20 protein-coding genes, 1 rRNA gene and 1 pseudogene are annotated in these 19,967 nt (G+C 46.3%); 7 read left to right on the plus strand and 15 right to left on the minus strand.

Going from position 1 to position 19,967, the window contains the following annotated elements; genetic code table 11:
* Positions 1-167: 167 nt before the first annotated feature.
* Positions 168-569: a (deoxy)nucleoside triphosphate pyrophosphohydrolase gene (locus BLU97_RS07435; protein ID WP_074760907.1), complete on the minus strand. Its 402-nt coding sequence runs from the start codon at positions 567-569 to the stop codon at positions 168-170.
* 202 nt (positions 570-771) lie between these two features.
* Entirely contained in the window at positions 772-1,392 is a 621-nt protein-coding gene (locus BLU97_RS07440; protein ID WP_074760908.1) for a hypothetical protein, read from the minus strand.
* A gap of 169 nt (positions 1,393-1,561) precedes the next feature.
* Here BLU97_RS07440 and BLU97_RS07445 point away from each other — a divergent pair, with 169 nt between their 5' ends.
* A complete protein-coding gene (locus tag BLU97_RS07445) occupies positions 1,562-2,155 on the plus strand; it encodes a hypothetical protein (RefSeq protein ID WP_074760909.1) in 594 nt (197 codons plus the stop codon).
* Between the two features lie 135 nt (positions 2,156-2,290).
* Here the strand turns inward: BLU97_RS07445 and BLU97_RS07450 are convergent, their stop codons facing one another.
* Positions 2,291-2,476 (minus strand): hypothetical protein, encoded by a 186-nt coding sequence (locus BLU97_RS07450; protein WP_139208898.1) that lies wholly within the window; start codon positions 2,474-2,476, stop codon positions 2,291-2,293.
* Positions 2,477-2,652: 176 nt separating this feature from the next.
* A complete protein-coding gene (locus tag BLU97_RS07455; protein WP_074760911.1) occupies positions 2,653-3,039 on the minus strand; it encodes a (deoxy)nucleoside triphosphate pyrophosphohydrolase in 387 nt (128 codons plus the stop codon).
* Between the two features lie 411 nt (positions 3,040-3,450).
* On the opposite strand from BLU97_RS07455, the gene BLU97_RS07460 reads away from it, so the two are divergent.
* The 3 genes from BLU97_RS07460 to BLU97_RS07465 all read left to right on the plus strand — a co-directional run bounded on the left by BLU97_RS07460 (position 3,451) and on the right by BLU97_RS07465 (position 7,416).
* Entirely contained in the window at positions 3,451-5,289 is a 1,839-nt protein-coding gene (locus BLU97_RS07460; RefSeq protein WP_139208900.1) for a hypothetical protein, read from the plus strand.
* An 86-nt stretch (positions 5,290-5,375) separates the two neighbouring features.
* Positions 5,376-5,537 carry a hypothetical protein gene (locus BLU97_RS16025; RefSeq protein ID WP_170857894.1) on the plus strand — a complete coding sequence of 54 codons (162 nt, stop codon included), beginning with the start codon at positions 5,376-5,378 and terminating at the stop codon, positions 5,535-5,537.
* Between the two features lie 208 nt (positions 5,538-5,745).
* Complete coding sequence (locus BLU97_RS07465; RefSeq protein WP_033151316.1) at positions 5,746-7,416, plus strand: putative transporter; 1,671 nt, start codon at positions 5,746-5,748, stop codon at positions 7,414-7,416.
* A gap of 1 nt (position 7,417) precedes the next feature.
* Here the strand turns inward: BLU97_RS07465 and BLU97_RS07470 are convergent, their stop codons facing one another.
* Positions 7,418-8,332, minus strand: coding sequence for a glutaminase (locus BLU97_RS07470; protein WP_074760913.1), 915 nt, complete (start codon positions 8,330-8,332; stop codon positions 7,418-7,420).
* Between the two features lie 25 nt (positions 8,333-8,357).
* Here BLU97_RS07470 and BLU97_RS16030 point away from each other — a divergent pair.
* A pseudogene (locus tag BLU97_RS16030) lies at positions 8,358-8,664 on the plus strand (IS1380 family transposase); the annotation flags it as partial.
* A 12-nt stretch (positions 8,665-8,676) separates the two neighbouring features.
* On the opposite strand, the gene BLU97_RS07480 reads toward BLU97_RS16030, so the two are convergent.
* The 9 genes from BLU97_RS07480 to BLU97_RS07520 all read right to left on the minus strand — a co-directional run bounded on the left by BLU97_RS07480 (position 8,677) and on the right by BLU97_RS07520 (position 18,324).
* A complete protein-coding gene (locus BLU97_RS07480; RefSeq protein ID WP_139208902.1) occupies positions 8,677-10,668 on the minus strand; it encodes a hypothetical protein in 1,992 nt (663 codons plus the stop codon).
* A 220-nt stretch (positions 10,669-10,888) separates the two neighbouring features.
* Complete coding sequence (locus tag BLU97_RS07485; protein WP_074760915.1) at positions 10,889-12,064, minus strand: glycoside hydrolase family 3 N-terminal domain-containing protein; 1,176 nt, start codon at positions 12,062-12,064, stop codon at positions 10,889-10,891.
* A 273-nt stretch (positions 12,065-12,337) separates the two neighbouring features.
* Positions 12,338-12,769, minus strand: a complete 432-nt coding sequence (locus BLU97_RS07490; RefSeq protein ID WP_013063671.1) for a hypothetical protein — start codon at positions 12,767-12,769, stop codon at positions 12,338-12,340.
* 60 nt (positions 12,770-12,829) lie between these two features.
* Positions 12,830-15,262 (minus strand): BT4734/BF3469 family protein, encoded by a 2,433-nt coding sequence (locus BLU97_RS07495; RefSeq protein WP_074760916.1) that lies wholly within the window; start codon positions 15,260-15,262, stop codon positions 12,830-12,832.
* Between the two features lie 19 nt (positions 15,263-15,281).
* Positions 15,282-15,614: a hypothetical protein gene (locus tag BLU97_RS07500; RefSeq protein ID WP_074760917.1), complete on the minus strand. Its 333-nt coding sequence runs from the start codon at positions 15,612-15,614 to the stop codon at positions 15,282-15,284.
* A gap of 10 nt (positions 15,615-15,624) precedes the next feature.
* Complete coding sequence (locus tag BLU97_RS07505; RefSeq protein WP_074760918.1) at positions 15,625-15,867, minus strand: hypothetical protein; 243 nt, start codon at positions 15,865-15,867, stop codon at positions 15,625-15,627.
* A 22-nt stretch (positions 15,868-15,889) separates the two neighbouring features.
* Complete coding sequence (locus tag BLU97_RS07510; RefSeq protein ID WP_074760919.1) at positions 15,890-16,192, minus strand: hypothetical protein; 303 nt, start codon at positions 16,190-16,192, stop codon at positions 15,890-15,892.
* A gap of 214 nt (positions 16,193-16,406) precedes the next feature.
* Positions 16,407-16,997 carry a hypothetical protein gene (locus tag BLU97_RS07515; protein WP_074760920.1) on the minus strand — a complete coding sequence of 197 codons (591 nt, stop codon included), beginning with the start codon at positions 16,995-16,997 and terminating at the stop codon, positions 16,407-16,409.
* Positions 16,998-17,004: 7 nt separating this feature from the next.
* The gene (locus BLU97_RS07520) at positions 17,005-18,324 is read right to left on the minus strand and encodes a hypothetical protein (protein WP_074760921.1); all 1,320 of its coding nucleotides are present in this window, start codon (positions 18,322-18,324) and stop codon (positions 17,005-17,007) included.
* Positions 18,325-18,877: 553 nt separating this feature from the next.
* On the opposite strand from BLU97_RS07520, the gene BLU97_RS07525 reads away from it, so the two are divergent.
* A complete protein-coding gene (locus tag BLU97_RS07525; protein ID WP_074760922.1) occupies positions 18,878-19,432 on the plus strand; it encodes a DNA-binding protein in 555 nt (184 codons plus the stop codon).
* Between the two features lie 83 nt (positions 19,433-19,515).
* A complete protein-coding gene (locus BLU97_RS16035; RefSeq protein ID WP_175456326.1) occupies positions 19,516-19,617 on the plus strand; it encodes a smalltalk protein in 102 nt (33 codons plus the stop codon).
* Between the two features lie 99 nt (positions 19,618-19,716).
* Here BLU97_RS16035 and rrf read toward each other — a convergent pair.
* Positions 19,717-19,829 (minus strand): 5S ribosomal RNA (gene rrf / locus BLU97_RS07530).
* Positions 19,830-19,967 lie beyond the last annotated feature (138 nt).

A 19,967-nucleotide genomic window follows, 5' to 3' on the forward strand; every position in this document is an offset into this window, starting at 1 on the left:
CAACAAATTTCGCATCCTGCAAAACAAAACACAGATTATTTTTGGCGGTTTGCAAAATTCCATGTACATTTGCAGCCAAATTGGTATTAAGTTTGTATAATCGCAGTGATGCGAAAATGAAATTTGGTTTAATTAAAAAGTTTTTTAAAGTAATTCATAAAGAGGAATCAGCAGCGATGCTCATTCCTCATTTTTATCTCATCAACTACCACCAAATCGGCTGGTAACCAATCTACACAATCAAGTTGATCTATAGTTAGCCAGCGTGCAGCCTCGTGCTCTTTAAGCGTTAACGCCCCACTCACTACACTACACCAGAAGCAATGCATAGTTAAATGAAACTTAGGATAATCCCACTCTACGGTTTTAACCAACCGCTCCACTGTGATTTTTGTTTCCAGCTCTTCCCAAATTTCACGCTTCAACGATTCTTCGGGCGTTTCGCCAGGTTCCATTTTGCCCCCAGGAAACTCCCATCCATCTTTCATATCGCCGTATCCTCGCTGCGTGGCAAAAATGCGACCAGCCTCATCGTGTATAATCGCTGCTACTACTTCAATCTGTTTCATAATCGGCTACAAAAGTAGCATTTATTTCACTAAAAACTAAATATTTTCCAAAATTATTTGGAACGTATCGGAATTATTCTTATCTTTGCAGCGTCAAAAGTTTACTTTTGGCTATCCGGGTAAGTTTCCCGCGAGGGAGCAAGACTTTATCGACACTACTCCAAATTTTAAAAGAGCTACTCAAATGAGTGGCTCTTTTAATTTATCTTGTATATCGTATAATAAATGTTCTAAAGAATTTATTATCATCGAGAGTCTTACGAGTTACTGATAATTGTTTTTTTCCCTTAAACACCAAAACCTCGAGTGCGTTTCTATTATACTCAAAATAGCTTTTAATCGTACGAGCTAATGCACTAGGATTATAGTCAACCGTCATATACAAAAGTACTCGATTGGTTTGACCAATAGACTCCTTTAATCGGTTATCGACAGAGTTGCTACCTGATATCGTCTTCAGGTCGAACATCTTAAACACGCCTTTTCGTTCGAAGATAAAATCGGCAGTTCTAATGCCTTTAGGGTTGGGAAGGATGAATACACGATAGCAATGTTCTACTGCCTTGCGGGCTGCATTAAGCAGATTTTCGAAATCTGCATCCTGCTCACCACCAACGCTATATATCCCCGTTTCACCATTAATCGGCGTAAATGCTCTATGAGCTGCTATATACTTAAGTTGGGTTACAAATGCTGAACCATGCAAAGTATGCAAATCTTCCAGCAAGGTATCAAGATCCCTTGTTGGTGGCTCTGAAACTATCCACTCTGAAGAGAAATCCTCTTCAAGTATTTCGTATTCTACAATATCTTCTTGTATCATATATTCTGGTTGATATCCAAGTGCAAAGATACAACATTTTGAACAAATAAACAAACAATTATTGATAATTATTTTGCATAGATCTAAACAATCCAAATTCGATCTAAACTGATCAAATTACTTTGGTCGCTTCGTCGGGATCTTCTACCTTTGCGGCAAAAAAAGAACTATGAGTAATCCTGCTTTTATGTCCGTTAGCATCGTGGGCGATAGGCGACAAATGAGGTCGCTGTATCAAAAGATGTATAGATTACAGAATCGAAAAAAGCCATTAGTAGAGAATGGCTTTTATTACCCCAAACGTTGGCTGGGCAATCTGGTGGTTAGATTGGGCGCCGATTGGCGCGATATGGATTGTAGAGGCACTTGGGATAATTTGCAACTGAATGATAAAGAACTATACTTCTTTACCGAATCTGCTTGGCACCCGCCTTTCGATGTGCTGCGACTTATTAAGAAGGTGTATCCTGGTCTGGAGATATACTTTTCGGCTGAAGGGGATGACTGGGATAGCTACCTAACCAACGATGCAGAAGGACGTTTCCACCCCACCCGATATGCGTTTGATTTGCCCAGCGACATTGAGTATTGTGATACAATAGAAGAAGTAGCCGAGAAGTTATCAGACTTTATCGGCCATCCAATCGAACCAACTAAAGAGGCAGTTTTTGCTGCGGCTGAAGAATGGGATGAGAATGAAGAGCGTATTGATGACTCTATCAACCTAAAAGAATTCGAAGTTGTAAGCCTTGATGAAGTATAATCAGCCCCGTGGGTACAACAATTTTCGCATCTAGCAAAACAAAAAGTAGATTTTATTTGGTGATTTGCAAAAAACCGTGTACTTTTGCAGCAAAGTATTCCTTAGTTATCGCTGTAATGCGAGAAACTATGCTTTTCAAAATTTTTCATATTTTAAAGAGGAATCAGCAGCGATGCTCATTCCTTTTTTATTCCTTTCTTTTCTCACAACACGGATTTCTTCATTAATTTCGTCTAATGAAAGTTCTTGGCCATTATCTGATTCAGCCAAACGTCTCTGCTGCTTGAATAATTCTAACGCTCTTGATTCTAACTTACTCATAATGAAAAAATTTATGATTACCCAGCAAAAGTACAACAAATTTCGCATCCTGCAAAACAAAACAACGATTATTTTTGGTGGTTTGCAAAATTCCATGTACATTTGCAGCCAAATTAGTTTTTCATAATTTATATAATCATAATATAATCATAGTGAGAGGAATCAGCAGCGACTGCTCATTCCTCTTTTTTGATGTCCTCAACCACAACCAAATCGGCTGGTAACCAATCTACGCTATCAAGTTGATCTATAGTTAGCCAGCGGGCTGCTTCGTGCTCGTTAAGGTGTAAAGCCTCATCAAGCAAACTGCAATAATAGCAATGCATGGTAAGGTGGAACTTGGGGTAATCGTAATCTACGGTACACACAAATGTATCCACGCTTATCTCTGTAGAAAGTTCCTCGCGTATCTCACGTTTCAAGGCTGCCTCGGGTGTTTCGCCTGGTTCCACTTTACCACCGGGGAACTCCCACCAGTCCTTCCATTCGCCATAACCGCGCTGGGTGGCGAACACCTTATCGTCTTTGCGAATAATCGCTGCTACTACTTCAATCTGCTTCATAATCGTCTGCAAAAGTAGTACTTTTTTTCGATATACTTGCAAAATTTCATTCGTGGGTACAACAATTTTCGTATCTAGCAAAACAAAAAGTAGATTTTATTTGGTGATTTACAAAAATACGTGTACTTTTGCAGCCATATTAGTTTTTTTATATTTTTATGGAATCTCGCAGTGATGCGAGGATGGTTTAAGTTAAAGTACAAGATACCATAGGAATCAGCAGCGATGCTCATTCCTTCTTTTTTTTCTATTAAAGCGAAGTATTTAAGTTAATAATTGTAAACAACATACATCTCATCAAAATTTATTGTTATTTATGCGATAAAAATTTGGCCAAGTAAAACAATTGCACTAACTTTGCCTCCTGGAAATGTAATGAAAAGATCTATTAACTTAATACATATTTATATTATGAAAAGAAAAAGACTTATTTGGTTGCTGGCAGGAGCAATTGCCTTCTGCAGCACTAGCATGATGCAAACCTCATGTACAAAAGCAGAAGACAATCCTGTAATGCCCGAGGAGGGAACATCGGGAATGGTGGGTGGCAACGAGTTTACGCCCACACAGTTGATTAAGACGTATATCTATGTAGCACCAGGAGTGGATCCCGATGTGAAACAAGCCATCGATTGGGCCTCGAAGGGTGCAATCGACCAGCTGAGCGAAACGTTGTCGATACCTGTATACGTAGTCAACAAACTTACCGACCTGAGCGACGAGCAAATGGATGATATCATGTATAGTGGCGAGACGGTGCTACTGATGAACCCTGTGGAGAGCGAGATTAAGGCATATCTGGAAACCCACGACTACATCACTCTCGATCCAGAAATTACCGACTCTACCTGGATTCTGGGATTCAACAATAACACAAAGATTCTCATCGACAAACTGAGCCAAACAGGCGACCCCGTGGCTGACAATGCCAATCGCAACGAAAAGGCATATGTAGCACTGTCGGGAGTGTTTACAGCTTTCGCCGAGCGCTACGAGGGCTATACCGGAGCCTTCGGCGGCGATGATAAAGAAGACACCAAGAAGATGGAGAACCTGTTTGCATCGTACCACTTTGTGCATGTAAACTCATATTCTGCCCACGTGCACTACGACACCACATGGGGCGAGAAGTACTATCTTGACGGAACAGGTTCGGCCACCACTCTGCTCGACGTTTATCCAGTACACGTGTACGAGGGACAGGCTGGAGCAGGCGACTACTTTGCTGTTAAGATGAATACCAGCGTGGCCAATGCCGGCATGTGGAAGGGTAAAGGCTGGAATAGACGTGTAGGTATATACATCCGCCACTGCGGATTGTGGGCTACCAACTTTGACACTCAAGTTGTGCCGATGAAGGACGAAAACACAGTGATGCCTCAGACAGAACTGCAGTTCCTGGCAGCATGTCCACCAACACCAGGCACCACCACCAATCAGAAGTATTATGAAGACTCTAAGTCGTTCAGCCTTAACGTTTCGGCTACAGGTAAGCTGGAGGCTGGCGAAGAGGCTAAACCAGGCGAAGAACCTACAGCCAAGAAATCAAAGAGCTTGCAGGTACAGTTGTCCATGGGCTGGAACTGGACCCACAAGGAGAGCTATACCATACAGAATGTAGAGATTGAGGATCGTCATGCCGGAAACAGCATCGATTGGAACATCAAGTTCAACGATCTGCCTCACTACGATTGGGACGAGGACTACGGATTTAAGATCACCGAATCGCTGCCATACCGCAACACGCAGGCACTCAACGCATCGTGGATGTGGTACGATCCCAATGCCAAGGACGAGAGCGATACCAAGCCTCTGCTCATCAAGGTTACCACCAATCCTCAGTACGAGATGCAGACCTTCTGGACCACCAAGGCCGACCTGAAGTCTGTATATTACAACCACTCTAAGACAGAATTCTTCAAGATACCACGCCCCAACAACAAGCATGCCGGCGAGCTGGTAATCAAGAACGACCTGAAGGATGATGCTTACATCTCTGATATCCGTGTATATCGCAAGGGCACTAATATTATGGTGGGCAACTACAGCATGTCGGTACCTAACGGCGAGGAGCAGTCTCTGGGCCATTATCTGTCGAATAATCAGGCGTATATAGTTACGTTTAAGGCCACGTTCGGCGATGGATCAACAGCCTACTACACCTATTCGCTTAACGATGGCATAAAGGTAACTCATAACACTACCACAAAGCTCTATGCACGAAACGACTTCACTGCAGAAGGCGCTTGATATGAGCTAAAACAAATAAACGATAAAAGCGAATCCCGACAGCCACTGAGAGCTATCGGGATTCTTTTTAATTATAAAAAACCTTATTGAGATTACAATCCTGCAGCAGCAATCCACTCGTAGATGCAGCTTACAACGCCGAAGAGGGCGATGCCGGCAACCATGCTTCAAGAACAGCAGAAAAGGATGCACATTGCCTACACATCATAGCCGACAATTTTATTGGTGGTGTAGATATCAAGAATTGAAGGTGATGATGAAAAGAATTGTTTTGGCTACGGCTATCGCCCTTGCGTTTATAAGTGCCTGGCATGAAACTAAAATGCAGCATTCGTCGCGATGGCGCGTGCTGCATTTGACAAGTTCTACAATCTGATGTAAAAGGAGGTTAAAAAACAAAAAGCACTCGGTCATTCGACATAAAATGACTACCTTTGTAGCCAAATCGTGTGAGACATGGAGTGGATAAACAATCTGATTTTTAATCCATCGGCTATGCAGACCGTAGTGGTACTGTCGCTGATTTGTGCCTTGGGGCTTGCCTTGGGCAAGATTCGGGTCATGGGTATAAGCCTTGGCGTGGCATTCGTATTTTTTGTTGGTATCCTAGCAGGTAATTTCGGTTTTGAAGTAGATTCCAGGATGCTTGACTATGCCCAAAGTTTCGGTTTGATTCTGTTTGTCTATTGTCTCGGCCTGAGCGTGGGTCCCGGTTTCTTCGGTTCGCTGGCCCACGAGGGTGTTACACTCAACCTGTGGGGGCTGGCCGTCATTCTCATCGGCACGGCGATGGCAGTCTGTCTCTGTCCGCTTACAGGCATCAGTATGCCTGACATGGCGGGACTGCTCTGTGGAGCTACCACCAATACACCTGCACTGGGTGCTGCCCAGCAGACACTGTCACAGCTGGGCATCCCCCACAGTGGGACGGCCCTCGGTTGTGCCGTCACCTATCCGTTGGGTGTGGTAGGTGTCATCCTCGCCATCCTGTTTATGCGCAAATTTTTCGTACGCCCTGCCGACCTGATGCCCAGAAGTATCAGTGAAGAGAACGAGACCTACATTGCCCGGTTCAACGTGGTTAATCCCGCCATCGTTGGCAAGAGTCTGGAAGAGATTGCTACGATGACTCACTTGCGGTTTATCATCTCGCGTATCTGGCGCGGTGACGAAGTCATCGTGCCCAAGTCGACAACCCAACTACAGTTGGACGACCGCCTAATGGTAGTCACCAAAAAGGAAGATGCCTCAATGCTCGAAATCCTAATAGGCCTGCATGTGGAAGAGCCGGAAGACTGGAACAGCGAGAAGGTGGACTGGAATGCACTCGATAACAAGATGGAGAGCCGCGTGGTAGTGCTCACCAAACCGATACTCAACGGCAGGCGACTTGGCAGTCTGAAGATACGCCACACTTACCGTGTCAACATTAGCCGTATCACACGTGGTGACATCAAGTTGCTGGCCACGCCAGACCTGCGGTTGCAGTATGGTGACCGTCTTCACATCGTGGGTGACCCCAAGTCCGTCGATGCCGTTGAGGCTTTCTTCGGCAACAGCGTTCAGAGCCTAAACGAGCCCAACCTGGCCGCTATTTTCATTGGCATCATCCTCGGACTTGCCCTGGGCAGTCTCCCGCTCCAGTTGCCTGGCATGAGCATTCCGGTCAGGCTGGGCATCGCAGGAGGCCCCATCGTGGTAGGTATCATCGTGGGAGCTTTTGGGCCGCGGTTTCACCTCATCACCTACACTACCCGCAGTGCCTCGCTGATGCTCCGTAAGTTGGGGCTCTCGCTCTATCTGGCCTCTCTTGGTCTGGATAGTGGCGCACAGTTTTTCGAGACGGTCATAAGACCAGAAGGTATCCTCTGGATTTGCATAGGCTTTGCACTCACTGTTGTGCCTGTGCTATTGGTGGGCATGGCTGCCCTGCGGAGCCACAAGTTCGACTACGGCACCATCTGCGGCATCCTTAGCGGAAGTATGGCCAATCCGATGGCTTTGGCATATGTCAACGACACCATTGAGGGCAACAGTCCTTCCGTCAGTTATGCCACGGTCTATCCTTTGGGCATGTTCGCCAGAGTTATTCTCGTGCAGATGTTACTTATGATTGCGGGCGGCTGAATTAAAAGATAGACTCTTCGGTCTCAGAGGTCAGCAGTTCCAGTGCCTTCATGCCCATGACGGAGTTTCCCTTTATGTTAAGCCGGGGGCTCCAGGTGGCTACGGCATAGTGCAGCGGATGGATGGCCGCTATGCCGCCTCCCACGCCGCTCTTGCCCGGCAAGCCTACGCGATAAGAGAATTCTCCGGCTTCGTCATAGAATCCGCAGGTCTGCATGATGGCATTTATGCGTTTCACCTGCGACGAGGTGAGCGACACGCCGCCATAGTTGAATGGTTGCCGATGGTTGGCAAAGGGCAGGAAGGCGTGGGCCAACTCGTGGCACGACATCTCTACGGAGCACATCAGGAAGTAGAATTCTAGTACACGGGTAATGTCACCCCGAATGTTGCCGTGGTATTTCAGCAGGTTGGCAATGGCTGCGTTCAGGTAGCCGCAACTTTGTTCACTCTGTGCCACACGGCGGTTGAACCCCACGGTACTGCTGCCACTGAGGCTCCTGACAAAGGTCAGAAACTGTTCCTCGGGGCGGCTCAGCGTAGAGAGCAGCACGTCGGCCATGACGATAGCACCGGCGTTGATGAACGGATTGCGGGGAATGCCGTGTTCATATTCCAGCTGTACCAGCGAATTGAACGCATTACCGGAAGGCTCCTTACCCATGCGCTGCCACAGGCGGTCAGCCTCCTGGCTGAGGCACATGGCTAGGGCAAACACCTTGCTGATGCTCTGCAGCGAGAACCGGGTGCGCGTGTTGCCTTGCTCGTAGACATTCCCGTCGAGCGTCAGCAGGCACAGGCCAAACTGATTGGCATCTACTTCTGCCAGCATGGGAATATAGTCTGCCTGCCTCCCTTCATTGGCGAAGGGCAGGCAGGCTGTGTACACCTTATCTATAATCTGTCCGTAGTCCATCACTTCAAGCAAAATCATCAATGACATGGCAAAGGTACAACAAAAATCTGAGAAAATCAGCGCTTTTGGCGGAATATTTTTCGTTTTGGACAGATTTGACCGTATTCTTTCCTCTGTAATCGACTCCCACCTGGGACTTCGCAGTAAGTTGATAGGCTATCAGTACAGCGAGATAATACGGGCCGTCTTCTCCGTTTTCTGCTGTGGCGGCGACTGCATGGAAGACCTCAACCTGTATCTGAAGGATGTGCACGGTGCTGCGCGGCATAGAAGAACTGGCAACGGAGAACATATCATACACGGTAGAAAAGACGGGCAACGTCTATGATTTTTATCTGCGGATTTTAGGGAATATCAATCAATGCCTTACCAACTCTAACCAGACGTCCATCTTTTACACAAAGATAGATTACATTTTCTACACTACGTTTAGTGGATGAGGGGCGGCGCTCGAGTACCTGGCTAATCAAATCGCGCACGCGGACAGGACTATCGGACTGGGCCACCACATCTATAACCAAGTCGAACAATGAACCAGGAAAAACGCCCCACTCGACCAGCGAGTAGATGGTTGTTTTACCGATATTTATCAACCTTTCATCCTTGAACAGATAGGGTTTGATTTGTAAAGGGGTTTTATATTTACTTCGGGGATAAAGCTGTTTATAGCGGGCAAAGATATCGTTAACAAACATTCCCTTACCGTTATCCTTGATAATGTTATAGAATATCTCCGCGTAATCAATGCGGTTGGCAGGCAACTGCACATAATGATCCTGGACACAGACACCCCAGAAATCCTTGATGATACACTCGAACACATACAAAAAATGCTCAACACTATCGGCACTAATCACTTTATCCCCCCTCCAATATTTGGGATTGCTTACAAAGGGGCGTAATGATATCTTATCGGTATTTTTACGGAACTTGCGTACCATGATTTCGAAATCTTCAAAAGCCGAAAAGAAATTAAAGTTTAAATACTTAGCATCGTAAATACAAGTATGGAATGGCTGGTTCCCATTGATATATGCAGAGATGTTGCCTATACCTATATCAGTATATCGGGTTGTAAAATGCAATACTCGCGAATCCTGAAATAGGTTAGCCAAGCAGGCATAGGTGTTAAACGAGATAGACAAATGCTCACGGCGGGAAATATTTTTAAACTGCGACATTTTTGGGGTTAGCACACCAGTAAACGACAGGTTATACGGCTGCCACCATTGGGGATTCATCACGTTTTTATAATCCTGGTCGGCAAACGATTTAATTCCAATAATTTGTCGAATTCTCTCTCTTGATAACTTACTGCGAGCTGCGGCCAGCGTAGCCTCATCACCCAAGCCACAGTACGATGCAAAAATCTTGGCATTATTATTGGTAGTGGTATTAAAATACCTGCACAAGATGTAGAACATAGGATAATGATGATGTTTGGCGTAGAACTGACTAACAAATTCGACATCATCGTTACTAAGAAAGTGGAACTGGTACTTGCAGAGATTGTAACGTACGTTATCTGTATTATCAAAGAGTATCTTATGATATATAGGTTCGAAATCGGCCAACAACTTTTTTAATTGCTGAAAACGCTCTATTCCCACACGAGGCAAACGGTATAATTCTTTTTCGTCCTTTAGAAAACACATGAACTCAAGATAATCAATCTCACCTTTTACAATTGAACTTTGGGTTCTGTTATCATATCGAGACAGTGTTTCCTCGAACGCATGTCTCAGCAAAGAATCCTTATCGGGGGTGATATTGGCAAAATGAACCAAACGCACATTATTATCATCCCGATAATAAGAAAGCCTTTTTACGGCTTTAACAAAATCATAGCAGTCCTCATGAAATAAGGCACGAGCCTTTAAAGTTTCCTTAATCTTTGAACAGATGTTTAATATCATATCCAAACAGGCTAATGCGTATTTCTCGTTATATACAAATATAATATTACACACTTGATAAGGATAGTACAGCAAGTCGCGTGCAAACAAGGTGTAATCTGGGTAAATGGCACGCAGTGCATCGATTACGTCAGCTTGATACAGCTGTTGCTTTTCGAGCTCATTCCTAAACAAAATACTAACAGTTTCGATGAGAGCCTTTTCGGATTGGCTTTCAAAATCTACAGCATGTTGGCTGATATACGCTTTATATTTTTTTCCGAACTGATGTAGAAAATCGCTCACATCTGCCGGGCAACTGATACCAACGTTTTCAAAATTATAACGACGCTTATCGCGGTATATCCAAGGCAACACATCTCTATAAGAGCTGAATAATTTATATATTCCACTCCAGGCATCCCTGCGATAATCCTCCATCAGGTTTTGAAACGCAATTTGCAACTTCTTATTATATGTATATTCGAGCATAGTTTTTTATTGCAATTTTTCTGTTCAGTTTAATTCGGCCACAAAAGTAACACTTTTTTTCGCAACCAGCAAAATTATGATAATAAATATTTTGGTGGTTTGTAAAAAACATAAAGAGGAATCAGCAGCGATGCTCATTCCTCTTTCTCGTTTTATGTGATTTCCAAAGTTACTTGGTGCGGTTGCGGATTTGCTGCTTGAGGGTTAGGATGCGGCGAACACTCTGGTTGATGCGGGCCTCGCTGAGGGTGCCATCGTTAACGGCGGCTATCACGGCATCGAAGGCCTCGACCAGATTGCGGGGATCGAGCACGATATCTGCACCGGCCTTGATACAGCCCACAGCGGCCTCGGCATTGGTGTACTGCTTGGTAATGGCGCCCATGCTGATGGCATCGGTAACAATGATGTTACGATAGCCTAACTCGAAACGCAGCTTATCCTTAAGGATGACGGGCGACATGGTGGCGGGCTCATCAGTACCAGTCACGTTGGGGGTTGCAATGTGGGCAGTCATAATCAGCTGACAGCCCCAGGCGATACCGGCACGGAAGGTTACCATCTCGCAATCCATCATCTCGTCCCAGGTCTTCATCGATTTGGCATAGCCGTAATGGGTGTCGGCAGTGGTGTCGCCATGTCCGGGGAAATGCTTGATACAGCCCGTGATGCCAGCATCTTTCAGACCCTGCAGGTAGCTGGTTACCATGGGTGCTGCCACAGCCGGATCGCTACTGAAGGCGCGCTTACCAATCACTACATTGTCGGGATTGGTGTTGACATCGGCCACTGGGGCGAAATCGATGTCGAAACCATAACGGGTAAGATAGGTGCCGATGGTGTTAGCGCACTCGTAGGCATTGGCAGGATTGCCGGTTTCGCCAATCGATTCCATCGACTCATATTTGGGCAGATTGAAGTTGGGATGGTTGGCCAGGCGCGACACGCGACCGCCCTCTTCGTCGATACACAGCAACGGACTACCATTGAGAGCACGTATCTGCGAGATGAAAGCAGAGAGCTGGTTTTCGTCTTCGATGTTCCAGGCATAGAGTATCATGCCACCTATGGGATAGTTCTTGACCACACCTGCCATGCAATCGTTAATCTGCTGCAGTTTGTAGGGAGAAAGTTCTTCGAAACTGCTCCAGTGTATCGTGGTGTCGAGGGCCTCGGGGCGCACGTAGAACATCTGACCTACTTTTTCGCGAAGGGTCATCTTTCGTAGCTGCTCCTCAACACTGCCGGCCGAGCTGCCGCTGGGGTTGTCGTCGTTAGTACAAGCTGTTAACAGCAATCCGCCCAAAAGCACTGCGGCGGTAATCCATGTTTTAAAAATTTTCATACCTATAGTTTTAATTGCAAAAAGATTAATTAGATAGGTGCAAAGATACAACATTTTTTGGCAGCCGACAAAATAATAGGGCACAAAATGGTGAAAAGATGTTAAATTTTAGGCATTAATCGGTAAATATTAGCAACTATTGCGTACATTTGCGGCGAAGAGATGATTTTACCAATAATTGGGAACTACAACTTTTACTTCTACTAACTCTATTCCAACGAAAACAAAGAGAGGGTTGAGCCGCAAAGCTCATCCCTCTCGATATTTTTATGGTTACTTGGCATCCTGGCGGCAAAGGTCGAAGCCTTTTAGCATGGCGAAATCATCTATCTGGGCGGTACCGTTTTCCTGGATGGCCATGGCGCGGGCCACGCTTATCCAACGGGCGGGGCGATCGCTGGGGATGCCGATGGGCTCGTCGGGGCCGATACCAGAGAGCTGCGATACTCTCTGGATATAGGCTGCGGTGTGGTTCTCGATGGGCGGCGCCCACTTGGTGATGATTTTACGGATGGTAAACAATCGGTAGGTGTGGTAATACACACGGGTAAGCAACCAGAAGGCAGCTCGCCACCCCCACTCCATGCTCTCGAACTGACAGAACGAAGCATCGTTCTGCTGGGCACAAAGCCCCTTCCACTTTGCCGCACTGCGACGGATATTCAATGGATTACAATTACGTATTCCTCTAGGTGTTGTAGTCATAAATTTAAATGTTTTAATGTACTAAATGTTGCGGCGTTGCGGTGTTGCGGTGTTGCGGTGCTAACACATCAGCAGACCTGTTTTGCGATAACGGCTCTTGGTTGTTCCGTCTTCAACAAACTCGTCGGTTTTCACTATCAGATGATCCTGCACCAGACGTGTAATACGCATGCGCGCAGCCGATGAGGAGTTGAGCTTAAAGCAGCGGCAAACATCATCGGTAGTAAACTCCAGCGGCAGGTTGGCAAACCCATCATAGGTTTTCTGACGTCGACGTACATTAACGCTGGCATCGCGCATCTTATTCTCAAAGTAGCTCTCGGCCATAGCGCCAAAATAGTAACGCTGACAGGCGTACTGGATGTTTACTATGAGTTCGGCCAAGCGCCAGTCGATCTCGTCGGTCTCAAACTCGCCACACCAGAATTCGCCTTCCTGATGCAGACTGCCCCAATGGCGCATTACAATGAATGGAGCAGCGAAGTTAATACCATGGTAGGCACAACGCTTCAGTAGCATCTCGTCGGCTTTCGACTGGTTGTCCTCGGCATCCATCATGCGGCGTGCGGTCCACTCGTACAGTTCGTCGACTATCTTATCCATCGACAGCAGTCCCTTGGTACGATCAAGCTTCTTAGCCCACTCTTTCAGGCGTTCGTCGCTATCGTAATCTACCTCGCGCTCACGGCTCATCATCTGGAAGTTGGTGGCTGGCAGCGGTATGCAGGTTAGACGTGTGGCCAATCCCGAACCGAAGTTCTGCTCGTTTACCTTCTTTTTCAGGGCGATGGGCGTACCTGTATATATAAAATTCCAGGTTACAAAGAAGTCCTGCAGTATCGAGTCGTTGTTCGAGTAAGCCTGTCCATCCTCCTCGTTGTGGAAGGCTTTCAGCTCCAGGTTCATCTTATCAATCCAGCTACCACCCTTCTGCACACAGATGGTATTGTCGAGCTCGGTATCAAACGTGAGCATGTGCAGCTGCATGGGCTGACCGTCGACCTCCTCGACCGAGTTTACCATATCCTGGATAAACTGCGCATTCGAGGTGCGCGATGGGTGTATGCGCACAATAACCTTGGGCTTTTTGGGTTTCTCCTTGTTAGCGCCTTTGGTTCGCATCTGATCGCGATAGGCATTAATGGCATCCTTACCCACCTTATCGGCCTCGGCTATCGGTGCAGCCAGCAGCTTATACAATCGTGTGGCAAACGATTTTCCACTGGCAGGGTCGCCAATAATGAAGGTAGAGTTATTGAGTCGACGTAGCTCCTCGGGACGATGATAAAAGCGATAGGTGCAACGTGTCATCAGCGTCATGGCCAGTGCGCCACCTACAAACATGGCTGCAGGATACTGATTGTGCTTAAGCCCCTTGCACATATCCTTCAGGGCAGGGAAATAGGCCATCAGCTGCTCAATCTGCTGTCCCCACTCCCATAGCCACTGGGCCATGTTCTCATCGTTCAGTGCCGCCTCCTTCTGCGGCGTGGTTTTCGTAATCTCTTGATACGTTTGCCCCGTGTACGTCTGGATAGCCTCAAGCATGGCTTTGCTAGGCAAACTGCTGGCATAGCGCTTTTCTTTCTGCGCCACGCACTCAGCTGCACTGGCCACCGTTTGGGCCACATTCTCATTACGCGCCGCAATGATCTCCTGTACCCACGACTGACTCTCAACCACGCGCTGCACTTGGGCTTTGTCGCCATCCAACATAAGCAGCAGGTCGGTGGCCAGTTTAAGACTCTCGGTGTGACGGTTGCTGTCGGCTTCGCATGGCAGCTTGGCTGCATAGCGAGCATCAATAATACGCTGTATATCATAACCACGCCATTTTATACATTGAACATTGGCTTGTACTTCTGGATTTACAGTCACTGTATTCTCTCGCGTAGCCTGGCTACGACCGTCTCGATATAGAGCAGTATATCGCTCACTAAATTCTTTGTTCTCATACGTAAAAAGTTCTTTGTCTAAATACAAAATATCCGATTCCTTACAGATGAAGCTCATACGGCTGGCATCTTTACAACTTTCGTCGACATCTACACCCAGCACCTGGGCCATGGCATGCTGATTGTCGATCAGGTTTCCCCAATCCAATCGGGCCTTAAACACGATTTTCAGGCCTTTACCACTAGGGGTTATATAAACGAGCACGATACCTAACGCCTGCAGGTCGAGCCCCTTCTCTACCCAGCCCTGATACAGGGTTAGCGGGTCGTCGATGTGGTCGATATCCATCACCACCAGGCCGGTTAATTGGGTGGCTGCCTGTTTGCGCCAGGCGCCTACTTTTCCTTTTGCCGATGTGGTTTCGCTGAATGTGGCCTGGAAAATAAAGGCAGGCAGTTTGCGTTTTAGTGCCGCATCGTGGGTTTGGCGATACTTATCGATATTCTCGCTCCACTGTTTTGCCTTGACGAGGGCCCAGAACTGGGCCTCGTCTACTGGCAGCGTAGGGTTACTGAAATTCTTTTGATAACAAAACATCTAACCTCCTTTTTTAAATTCAACAAAAATCGCGCAGTTCGCGATCTATCATCGCATTCTTGGCATCGTGATGGTGCTTGTCAAGCAGGGCCAACACAGCTGCAATACCCTGCTCCTTAGGGAAACTGCCCATAACCTTAACGCGCTGCATACTCTCTTTTACCCAGCCCCAAGGCAACTTTTCTATCAGTTTATCCTTGGTTCTTACCTGAGGCTTGCGCTTGTAACGGTCGAAACAGATAACCAGCTTACCTTTACCGTTGTATTCCAGCCATACACGTCCGTCAACCTTGCGCCCATTTAACAGGGCATCCATTACAGCTTTTTCGTTCTTGAATAATACTAGTTTCATTATTTGTTATTTAGTAAATCACTACTTCCTTTCGTACACGATGGCGGATCATACCGCCGCCCATACCGGCATTCTGCAGTCCCTCTCTCAACAGCCAGCGCTGGCACGTAAACTTCTGCTCAACCACCAGCAGCATGTTAGCACACACCCTTTTGCCGTCGGCTCTTATCAGTCGGTGTTGGCACGAGGCACAGCAGCATTTAATCATCACATCATTGTTGTTACGCACTTTCTTAATAAAAATCTCATTCATTGCTTTTACTTTGTTTTTAGGATTAATACATTAGTTCTTTGATTTTTCGCTTCAGGGTTCTGATCTCGTTCTTAAGCACGGCCCGCTCGTCCTTAAGCTGCATGATTTCGGACTGCAACTGTCTTACAAGACCACCATCAAGCGTGGCGTTTACCATTGTTTCGATGTCGCTGATAGTCAGACTGTCGGTACGCTGCATCCACACCCTTACAAACAGACCTTTAAGCAGCGTTAGCTTGTTGAAATACATCAACTTCTGATCGTCCAGCTTCACCTCGTAACCACCTTTCACCGTCGATACTTTAAATTCAATTTTCTCAATCATATTTTTATCATTTTAAATTGTTATTTTGTCGGATTGACGATGCAAAAGTACAGGTAAAAAGCATGCAAAAGAGCGATTTTTTCGAGTTATCGAGGCGCACTATACGCTACTATACGTACAGCCTTTTCGGGCTATACGCACTATACGTACGGACACAAAAAAAGCGAGCTAAAAATGCATTAGCTCGCTTTAATGGGATGTTAATGGGGCGGTTTTACAACATCTTTAACCGCTTATAAACCTCTTTTATTATCAAGGTGCTCTGCTCGTATCGGTTCTTGTCGCCCGTAAAACGGTTCTTCCATACCGATAATTCGTTTAATGGTGGCAGCGCCTGGCCGTTCATATACCATGCCGCAGCCTCGCGTCCCAGCAGCGTGGTGTATTTGTGATATCGGGCCTCGCCCTGCTTGGTGGTATCAATACCCTGTAGCAAATCGGGCACCAATGCCTCGATATCTGCAAAAAAGTCGGTATAGCAGCCCATCACAGCCGTCTGCTTTTTATAGTAGCGATAACCGGCATATATACCAAACCAACCACGACCGCTGGTGGTATCAAACTGCAGCGCCATCTCTCTCAGCATCTTTGCCAGTTGTGGCTGCACATCTTCGGCACCAAACTCCACCATATCAAAAAAGCACAACTGCGCAGGCACAGCGGTAACCTCGAGCACCTCTACCTGCTCGGCATCATCGGCATCGGCCCTGCGCCACATGCCATCCCTACCCTGATACAAGTTGAGCGTACCTCCATCCTTTACCTCGATATTTGGACCGTAATTATTCTTAATGTTTATTGCCATATTGTATCTATTCTAAAAGTCGATTTAATTTCAACTCACCTTTGTCCACATCTACTATCGGACCGTGGTTTGTATCTATGTGTATACCACCTTTGGCAGCCTGTTTCTCCAGATTCAGGTTCAACCTGTCGGTTTTATCCGCAAGCTGCACAATGTCGGTCGACACGTTGTTCAGATAATCATCCCTTAACCACAGTATGCATAGTTTTATAGCGTTTAGCTCGGTACTTGTTAGATTGCTAATCTTAACATAGTCCATCATACGTCCCAGTGTGGTAGGTATTTCGGGCAGGTTGGTTATCAGGCTGTCGCACCCATAGTCTTGCTCGGTCATCGGTTGCATCTCTATACCCAGCTCGTTACATGTAAGGTGTCGCAGCATCAGCAGTGCCAGTATGGGCTGAAGCGCACGTCGTGGTGTTTTCATATAGTACAAACGCGACAACATGGCCCCTACATCGCCCACATCGTTATACAGATCGCCAGGCAGCAAGCGCATCTTTTTGTCAATCTGTCGCAACATAGCCCATAACTGTGCCTCGTTCTCAAGTCGCCATCCGCGCCATAATGCCTGTAGCGGTTGTGATTCAAGCTGACTTTTGAACCACTCGCCACTATGCCCGCCCAGCTCGAAGTTGCCACAGATGGATGCACGCTGACGTTTAAGACCGATGGCCAGTTCACGTATCTCAGGCTTAGCGGCCGCCTCGAGTCGATCAATATAGGTGGTACGCATCTCTCGGGCTTCACGACTCAAATCGTGCCTGGAACTTTCAAGCCATATATCGATATAGGTTTTAAGATGTGATAAGTTAGCTGTATCCGTATGGTTAAGCATGGTTGAGAGCATAAACTCCGCCTCCTCTTGCGCCAAGGCATCCTCGTTGGGCGGCAACAGCGTTTGGTTTCGCAGCCAGTAGTCCCAGTTAATGTTCGATGCCATCGTGGGAACATGCTTGGTGGGAGTGTCGGCATCAACCTCTATTACCACATGTCCATGCTGTTTAGGTTTTACAACGGCATCAACAGCCACCACACGGGCCATCAGTTTATGTAGCTTACTCTCGGCCAGCAAATCGTTAGCCTGCTGTACCTTCTCATCACATATAAAGCCAATGCGTTTACCCATGGTGCGAGCCATCACCGCATCAGGGTTTCGGGGGTTACCGGGATCGTTCATCAGTACCACTGCTGGACGGTCGTGGTCAATCCATTGCAGCATAGTGCGCGTATTGGCCAGTTCTTGGTTAGTTTCAGGTTTCCCTGCATATGTATCGGGGTTAGCCGCATAGTGCACGCCCCTTATGATAAATGTCGTAGTTGGCATTGGTTGTAATCCATTTTTTTATAGATTGCAAAGATAACATTTTTCTATCAATTACCAGCGCTAAAAACAAGAATTTCGCAGCAAGTATTTAAATTTTTCCGAAATACCAACAAAACTGCACATAGCGAACGCAGCAACGCCGCAACATTAAGATTTTTGATTTTGGCGTTCGGCGTCACTAAAAGCATTATTTATATTATATATAATATTATAATATTATATATAATATAATATATATACCAGGTTAAACGTTGCACACTGCAACACATCAAATGTTACAGCGTTGCGGTGTTGCTACAAGATCGCTTTATTTTACATTTTAACATTTAAAATAAATCGGAAATAAATCGAAAAAAGCCTTGTTTTGCACTATTATTTTTTGTACCTTTGCATCGTCAATAAGAGAGAAAGGTGCGGTTCTAGTTAGAGCGAAAAATTTTCTTAGCTAGCGAGATTTTTTAAGCCAACTACGCAGTTGCTACCTACACTCCCCCACTTGACAACCGAGAACTACTAACAACAAAAGTTTAACCATTAAAATTAATTTTACATTATGAGTTTAAAAGTAAAGGCAAAGGAACAGCTGATTAAGGTCGGCAAGTACGAAGGCAAGTATCGTTTTGTAATGATCCCAGAGTTGTACACCTCGCTCAGTCAGGAGAAGGTGATTAAGGAGGCTGCTCTGCGCAGCGGAGTTAGCAAGGGAATTATGCAGGCATGCTGGGATGCAGCTGGCGAGGTGATTAAGGCCTGGGCCACTGAGGGTCACTCGGTTGCGCTGCCAGGTTTGGGTACCATGCGATTCGGCATCCGCGCCAAGAGTGTGGCCAAGGTTGAAGAGGTGAAAGCCGGACTGGTAACCAGTCGACGTATTATCTTCACCCCTGCAGTGGATCTGAAGGACGAACTGGCCGGTACCGCTATCCAGATTACCTGCTACGACCGCGATGGTAAGGAGGTGAAACGCGTAACCAGTACCGATCCTGGTACGGTTGAGGATGATGATCAGCCTACTAATCCTTCGAACGGCGGTGGTAATCAGCCAAGCACCGGCGGTGGTAATACCGGAGGAAACGGTGGTGACGAGGATGAGTCGTACGGCGACTAAGGGCTTGGGGCTTAGGCCCCGCCCTACTCTACCAATGTAAAAATTATAAAATGGAAGAATGTAAAAATTAAACCTTAACCATTATGAGTAAGAAGGAAACGATTAAATTTATTGTGCAGATGATTGCATCAATCGCAACGGCGATTGTTACAGCACTTGGTGCTACAAGCTGCGTTGCAGCCTGAGCAATGTAAAAATGTAAAAATGCAAAAATGTAAGAATTAAAAGTCTAGAAAACGAAAAAGCCCCGAGAATATTGTATTCTCGAGGCTCTTCTTTTAAAAAGACGGCGGCTTCCTACTCTCCCGCATTGCATTGCAGTACCATCGGCGCAGGTGGGCTTAACTTCTCTGTTCGGAATGGGAAGAGGTGGGACCCCACTGCAATAACCACCTAATATAGGTTATTGACATTGTCGACACAAGAAACGTAGTTAAAGATTGCTCTTGGAAACAACTACATCTGATAATATCAGCATGAAGCGAAAGAGTTCGGGCAATTAGTAGTGCTCGGCTTTGACGTCACCGTCTTTACA

The organism is Xylanibacter ruminicola (assembly GCF_900107775.1).
Classification (GTDB): Bacteria; Bacteroidota; Bacteroidia; order Bacteroidales; family Bacteroidaceae; genus Prevotella; species Prevotella ruminicola_C.

Bases quoted from the DNA above. Each gene is read 5' to 3' on its own strand.
- BLU97_RS07435 (WP_074760907.1), bottom strand. From the start codon at position 569: ATGAAACAGATTGAAGTAGTAGCAGCGATTATACACGATGAGGCTGGT.
- BLU97_RS07440 (WP_074760908.1), bottom strand. From the start codon at position 1,392: ATGATACAAGAAGATATTGTAGAATACGAAATACTTGAAGAGGATTTC.
- BLU97_RS07445 (WP_074760909.1), top strand. From the start codon at position 1,562: ATGAGTAATCCTGCTTTTATGTCCGTTAGCATCGTGGGCGATAGGCGA.
- BLU97_RS07450 (WP_139208898.1), bottom strand. From the start codon at position 2,476: ATGAGTAAGTTAGAATCAAGAGCGTTAGAATTATTCAAGCAGCAGAGA.
- BLU97_RS07455 (WP_074760911.1), bottom strand. From the start codon at position 3,039: ATGAAGCAGATTGAAGTAGTAGCAGCGATTATTCGCAAAGACGATAAG.
- BLU97_RS07460 (WP_139208900.1), top strand. From the start codon at position 3,451: ATGAAAAGAAAAAGACTTATTTGGTTGCTGGCAGGAGCAATTGCCTTC.
- BLU97_RS07465 (WP_033151316.1), top strand. From the start codon at position 5,746: ATGGAGTGGATAAACAATCTGATTTTTAATCCATCGGCTATGCAGACC.
- BLU97_RS07470 (WP_074760913.1), bottom strand. From the start codon at position 8,332: ATGGACTACGGACAGATTATAGATAAGGTGTACACAGCCTGCCTGCCC.
- BLU97_RS07480 (WP_139208902.1), bottom strand. From the start codon at position 10,668: ATGGAGGATTATCGCAGGGATGCCTGGAGTGGAATATATAAATTATTC.
- BLU97_RS07485 (WP_074760915.1), bottom strand. From the start codon at position 12,064: ATGAAAATTTTTAAAACATGGATTACCGCCGCAGTGCTTTTGGGCGGA.
- BLU97_RS07490 (WP_013063671.1), bottom strand. From the start codon at position 12,769: ATGACTACAACACCTAGAGGAATACGTAATTGTAATCCATTGAATATC.
- BLU97_RS07495 (WP_074760916.1), bottom strand. From the start codon at position 15,262: ATGTTTTGTTATCAAAAGAATTTCAGTAACCCTACGCTGCCAGTAGAC.
- BLU97_RS07500 (WP_074760917.1), bottom strand. From the start codon at position 15,614: ATGAAACTAGTATTATTCAAGAACGAAAAAGCTGTAATGGATGCCCTG.
- BLU97_RS07505 (WP_074760918.1), bottom strand. From the start codon at position 15,867: ATGAATGAGATTTTTATTAAGAAAGTGCGTAACAACAATGATGTGATG.
- BLU97_RS07510 (WP_074760919.1), bottom strand. From the start codon at position 16,192: ATGATTGAGAAAATTGAATTTAAAGTATCGACGGTGAAAGGTGGTTAC.
- BLU97_RS07515 (WP_074760920.1), bottom strand. From the start codon at position 16,997: ATGGCAATAAACATTAAGAATAATTACGGTCCAAATATCGAGGTAAAG.
- BLU97_RS07520 (WP_074760921.1), bottom strand. From the start codon at position 18,324: ATGCCAACTACGACATTTATCATAAGGGGCGTGCACTATGCGGCTAAC.
- BLU97_RS07525 (WP_074760922.1), top strand. From the start codon at position 18,878: ATGAGTTTAAAAGTAAAGGCAAAGGAACAGCTGATTAAGGTCGGCAAG.
- BLU97_RS16035 (WP_175456326.1), top strand. From the start codon at position 19,516: ATGAGTAAGAAGGAAACGATTAAATTTATTGTGCAGATGATTGCATCA.